Below are 4,909 nucleotides of genomic sequence, written 5' to 3'. Positions count from 1 at the left end.
GCCAAATTCAGCAGCTATTTCAGTCAAATAAGCGTCTGGATTGTCAATAAGATAGTTTTTGAGTCTATCTCTATCAACTTTTCTTGGTTTTGTTCCTTTTACTTGATGGTTTAGCTCTCCTGTCTTCTCTTTTAGCTTTAACCAGCCATAAATGGTATTATGTGAGATTTGGAAAAGGTGTGATGCTTCTGTTATACTACCTGTTCGCTCACAATAAGAGAGAACTTTTTTACGAAAATCTATTGAATATGCCATAAGAAGATTATACCACATTGTGTACTATTTTTGGTTCATTTTACTATACATTTATTCCTCCCTACACTCCAGAAATGAATCCCATTGAGCAAGTTTGGGCAGAGATACGAAAGCGTGGATTCAAAAACAAGGCCTTCAAATCTTTAGAAGAAGTCATTTTGAAGTTAGAAACAGTGATTCAAAATTTGGAAACAGAAGCCTGAGGAGGATTGTTCACAGAAAACGGATTTGTCCATAATAGATTTTTGATGAGTATAAAGTCAAAACTAAAGCCCTAATTAGTATTGGAGCAGTAGCCGCAACTAGCTTTATTCTCATGATGGGATATACTGCTGGTCAACACTCAACTGCTAAACAAAGTCGCAAAGAGATTGAATTGGCTGCAGCTAAACTTGTGGAAGATAAACAAGCAGAAGATAAAGCCAGCATTTTGTCATCGGATACTGTAAAAGAATTTTTGACACAGTACTATACGAAAGAAAAGCTCGGAGAAAATAATACACGTATTCAACCTTATATGACTGAATCGGCTTATTCTCAAGAATTGACAAGTCAAAATGATACCATGAACCAAGTGTATAAGGACTATATTTTGGATTATCATTTTGAAAAAGCTGATATCTTTGTTAATCAGACTACGAATCAAGCCATTGCCATGGTCTCTTATAATGTAACCTATGTATCCGATTTAAAGAATGCCAACCAATCAAAAACCAATCAGACAGAAACCAGAACGGTTAAGTTGTCTTATTCGAAACTACCAGGTAAGTTATTGGTTAACCAAGTACAGGTTTGGAAATCTGGGTTAGATGATTTGGATAAGGCCACTCCCAAAACTTTGGAAGAATCCTCATCTGTTCCATCACTGCCAAATACTACGACAAAATGATGATGTTGCATGGAAATAGAAGAATGTAAGCAAATTTCAATTCTTGATGTAGCCAATCGTTTAGGTATCTCCTTTAAACAAGTTTCGAACAGTGTCTATGAGCATTCTGAACACGATTCATTTCGGATTTTTTCAACTACCAATACTTTTAAATGGTTTTCAAGAGATATTCAAGGTGATGTCATTGATTTTGTTCGACTTGTTAAGGGAATTTCCTTTAAAGAAGCTCTAGACTTTCTTTCTGAAGAACCTTTTCAAAAAGAAGCTGTTCAAGAAAAAAGAGAGATCATTTTATTATCCTTTAAAGAGAATAGAAGATTCTAACTGTAGTCTGGCCAGATATTACTTAACAGAATGTAGAGGAATCGCAGTAGAAATCGTACAAAAGATGATTCAACAAGGTTTGATAGCACAAGCTAGTTGGAAAACAAATGAAACAGTTGAACCTGTTATCGTTTTTAAAAGCTTTGATCATCGTCACAAGCTGCAGGCAGCAAGCCTACAAGGGATTTATAAGAATCCCGCTCTTTCTAGAGAGAGGTTAAAACGATTCTAAAAGGAAGCCATGGACATGTTGGAATATCCTTTGACATTGGTAAACCAAATAAGCTGGTCTTTTGTGAATCGTTCATCGACTTGATGAGCTATTACGAACTACATCAACAAAGTCTATCAGATGTTCGTTTGGTATCTATGGAGGGATTAAAAAGGTCTGTTGTCGCTTATCAAACTTTACGACTGATAGCTGAAGAAAATCAGAAGTTGGAATTTTTAGATACAGTAATACCTTCAAAGTTATTGCCTTTAATCAATACAATTCGTGATACAACTACTTATTTTGATAATCATCCTGATTTATTGACACTGGCAGTAGATTGTGATGATGCTGGAAAAGATTTTTCTGATAAGTTATCTCAATCAGGATTTCCTGTTTTCCTGGATTTCCCTGATAATGAATCTGGGAAAGAAAAAGTAGACTGGAATGATGTCCTTAGAGAAAAGAAATCAGATTTACAATTGATGATCGAGAATGCAAAAGAGACATTGAGGAATCAACCAGTAAGACAAACCTCTCAATGTTTAGAATTGTGATAACAAAATCAAGATGTTTTAGCTAATATTAGAATGAAGGAGGATCGTATATGACCATTATTGAACGCTTAGAAGAAAAGGTCACTAGGCAAGAAAGCAAGGTAGCAAGAGAGACAGAAAAACTAGCTGCTTACAAAGAGCAACTAGAGACAGCGATGTTTGCGACGTTCAAAAGGCGTCAAAGCATTAGTCACATGAGTTTTGAAGAAGCTCTTGACCATGCCTTTGGTAAAGAAAGACAATTCGATGATTCTGAATTTAGAAAGGATGAAATGAGTGAATGACAAAAGATTGGAATTTTAATCAACCATTAGAAAGTAAATCAGAAAATCAAGAAGATCCAGATAAAATTGCGGCCTTATTTGGAAATCATCAAGGAAATAATGATGTAAATTATGAAGCAGCTTTTCAAAAGCGAAAACAAGCACCTGTGACGGAATCAAATTCTAGTTCTAAACCCAAAATTACAGAGGTTAGAACAGGAAAAGAGACAGATATCACTACAAGTTATCAGCAACATCTTAAAAGGCTGATTGCGGATAATAATAGCGATATTCAAAGTAGTCAAAAGAAAATTGAAGAGCTACATACTTTGATTGACACAAAGAATAAAGACAATAAGAAATTGCAGTCCATTTATGATGCAATTTCCGAATTACACTAAGCAGTCCTGATAGGCTGCTTTTTTTGAGAGGTTATAGATGTTTACAACATTTTTTACGAAAAATCACGACAATAGTGATGTATTTAAGAAGCTAATTCATAGACTATCTGATATGTCTGTCCAAGATCTTGAAAAAATAGACCGACTGTTAGATATCATTTTTACTCCAAATCAAGAATCACAACAACTAAAAACAGAATCAACTTACAGAGAAGAAACTTTGGACGACACATTAAAGGAAGCTAAGAATCAACTTCATAAGGAACAATTGGAGAAGAATTTAGAGAGATTTAGGAAAAATAGTCAATAACGCACCAAAATTGGTGCGTTATGCTTTTTTATGCTATAATTGAATTATAAAAACAAAGGAGTTTGCCATGATTGGAAAGAACATAAAATCCTTACGTAAAACACATGACTTAACACAACCCGAATTTGCACGGATTATAGGAATTTCTCGAAATAGCTTAAGTCGTTATGAAAATGGAACGAGTTCAGTCTCTACCGAATTAATAGACATTATTTGTCAGAAGTTTAATGTATCTTATGTCGATATTGTAGGAGAAGATAAAATGCTCAATCCTGTTGAAGATTATGAATTGACTTTAAAAATTGAAATTGTGAAAGAAAGAGGTGCTAATCTATTATCACGACTCTATCGTTATCAAGATAGTCAGGGGATTAGCATTGATGATGAATCTAATCCTTGGATTTTAATGAGTGATGATCTATCTGACTTGATTCATACGAATATCTATTTAGTAGAAACTTTTGATGAAATAGAGAGATATAGCGGCTATTTGGATGGAATTGAACGTATGTTAGAGATATCTGAAAAACGGATGGTAGCCTAATGGAAATCCAAGTTTATACTGATAGTGAATTTAAACATGCTCTAGCACGGAATCTTCGTTCTATGACAAGAGGAAAAAAGTCCAGTAAGCAACCTATAGCGATTTTGCTTGGAGGGCAAAGTGGTGCCGGCAAGACAACAATTCATCGTATTAAACAGAAAGAATTTCAAGGAAATATTGTTATCATTGATGGCGATAGTTTTCGTTCTCAGCATCCACACTATTTAGAGCTTCAGCAAGAATATGGCAAAGACAGTGTTGAATACACCAAATATTTTGCAGGGAAAATGGTAGAGTCTTTAGTGACCGAATTGAGTCATTTGGGATACAATCTTTTGATTGAGGGAACTTTACGAACAATTGATGTTCCAAAGAAAACAGCACAACTATTGAAAAACAAAGGATATAAAGTACAATTAGCCTTGATTGCGACAAAGCCTAAGCTGTCCTATCTGAGCACTCTTATTCGATACGAAGAACTGTACGCTATCAATCCAAATCAAGCACGCGCAACTCCAAAAGAACATCATGATTTCATTGTAAATCATCTAGTTGATAATACACGACAATTGGAAGAACTAGCTATCTTTGAAAGAATTCAAATTTACCAACGAGATAGAAGTTGTGTATATGATTCAGGAGAATATAAAACTTCAGCAGCAACCGTTCTTCATGATTTACTATTTGGAGAATGGAATCAAGTGGAGAAAGAGATGCTTAAATCTGGAGAAGAAAGATTGAAAGATTTAACTAATCGAAATGGTTGTTAGATCTTGAGTTTAAAAATATAGTCTACTTATAACTTTTGTTAGTTGTTTAAGGTGGGCGAAAATTTTTTAGAACCAAAAAACGCATAGTCTCAGGTGTTGAAAAACTTGAAATTATGCGTTTTCTTATGGGAAGATTTACTCCATTTTCTTCAGGAATTGAGATTTTGCCCATCTCTTTTTATTATATTTAAGGATATTTGAAAGATGTATTTTAGAAAAACAATTATGGAGTTCTTAATACGGAATATAGTATAAATGCTGATTCAAAGTGAAGTTTTATATGTTTTTTGCTTTTGTTGAGTATAAAATTATTAACTAAAGTCGAACTACAAAAATTAATTTAAGATGAAGTGAACTGTAGACTTTGGAAATGTCTCTTACTCGA

Annotated in this window: 6 protein-coding genes and 3 pseudogenes; 8 read left to right on the top strand and 1 reads right to left on the bottom strand. The window is 34.0% G+C overall.

The window, feature by feature from the left end; translation table 11 throughout:
• Positions 1 to 255, bottom strand: a pseudogene (locus tag SMSK597_RS0102555) (IS630 family transposase); the annotation flags it as partial.
• A 44-nt stretch (positions 256 to 299) separates the two neighbouring features.
• On the opposite strand from SMSK597_RS0102555, the pseudogene SMSK597_RS12870 reads away from it, so the two are divergent.
• The 8 genes and pseudogenes from SMSK597_RS12870 to pezT form a co-directional block, all read left to right on the top strand.
• Positions 300 to 458, top strand: a pseudogene (locus SMSK597_RS12870) (transposase); the annotation flags it as partial.
• Between the two features lie 113 nt (positions 459 to 571).
• Entirely contained in the window at positions 572 to 1,144 is a 573-nt protein-coding gene (locus SMSK597_RS08370; protein ID WP_000972000.1) for a hypothetical protein, read from the top strand.
• 9 nt (positions 1,145 to 1,153) lie between these two features.
• A pseudogene (locus SMSK597_RS12865) lies at positions 1,154 to 2,236 on the top strand (thioredoxin domain-containing protein).
• A gap of 50 nt (positions 2,237 to 2,286) precedes the next feature.
• Positions 2,287 to 2,520: a DUF5965 family protein gene (locus SMSK597_RS08355; RefSeq protein WP_000152419.1), complete on the top strand. Its 234-nt coding sequence runs from the start codon at positions 2,287 to 2,289 to the stop codon at positions 2,518 to 2,520.
• Positions 2,517 to 2,900, top strand: a complete 384-nt coding sequence (locus SMSK597_RS08350) for a DUF5945 family protein (RefSeq protein WP_000159219.1) — start codon at positions 2,517 to 2,519, stop codon at positions 2,898 to 2,900. Before SMSK597_RS08355 ends, SMSK597_RS08350 begins: the two co-directional genes overlap by 4 nt.
• Before the next feature lie 37 nt (positions 2,901 to 2,937).
• Positions 2,938 to 3,210, top strand: coding sequence for a hypothetical protein (locus tag SMSK597_RS0102550; protein ID WP_000495450.1), 273 nt, complete (start codon positions 2,938 to 2,940; stop codon positions 3,208 to 3,210).
• A gap of 67 nt (positions 3,211 to 3,277) precedes the next feature.
• Positions 3,278 to 3,754: a type II toxin-antitoxin system antitoxin PezA gene (gene pezA, locus SMSK597_RS0102545; protein ID WP_000579612.1), complete on the top strand. Its 477-nt coding sequence runs from the start codon at positions 3,278 to 3,280 to the stop codon at positions 3,752 to 3,754.
• Positions 3,754 to 4,524: a type II toxin-antitoxin system toxin PezT gene (gene pezT / locus SMSK597_RS08345; protein WP_000405624.1), complete on the top strand. Its 771-nt coding sequence runs from the start codon at positions 3,754 to 3,756 to the stop codon at positions 4,522 to 4,524. Before pezA ends, pezT begins: the two co-directional genes overlap by 1 nt.
• The last annotated feature ends 385 nt before the right edge of the window (positions 4,525 to 4,909 follow it).

The sequence above is a fragment of the Streptococcus mitis SK597 genome, assembly GCF_000148545.1.
Lineage (GTDB): Bacteria > Bacillota > Bacilli > Lactobacillales > Streptococcaceae > Streptococcus > Streptococcus mitis_C.
Note: the sequence above shows the minus strand (reverse complement) of the source record. Positions and strands in the feature narration are given on the sequence as shown.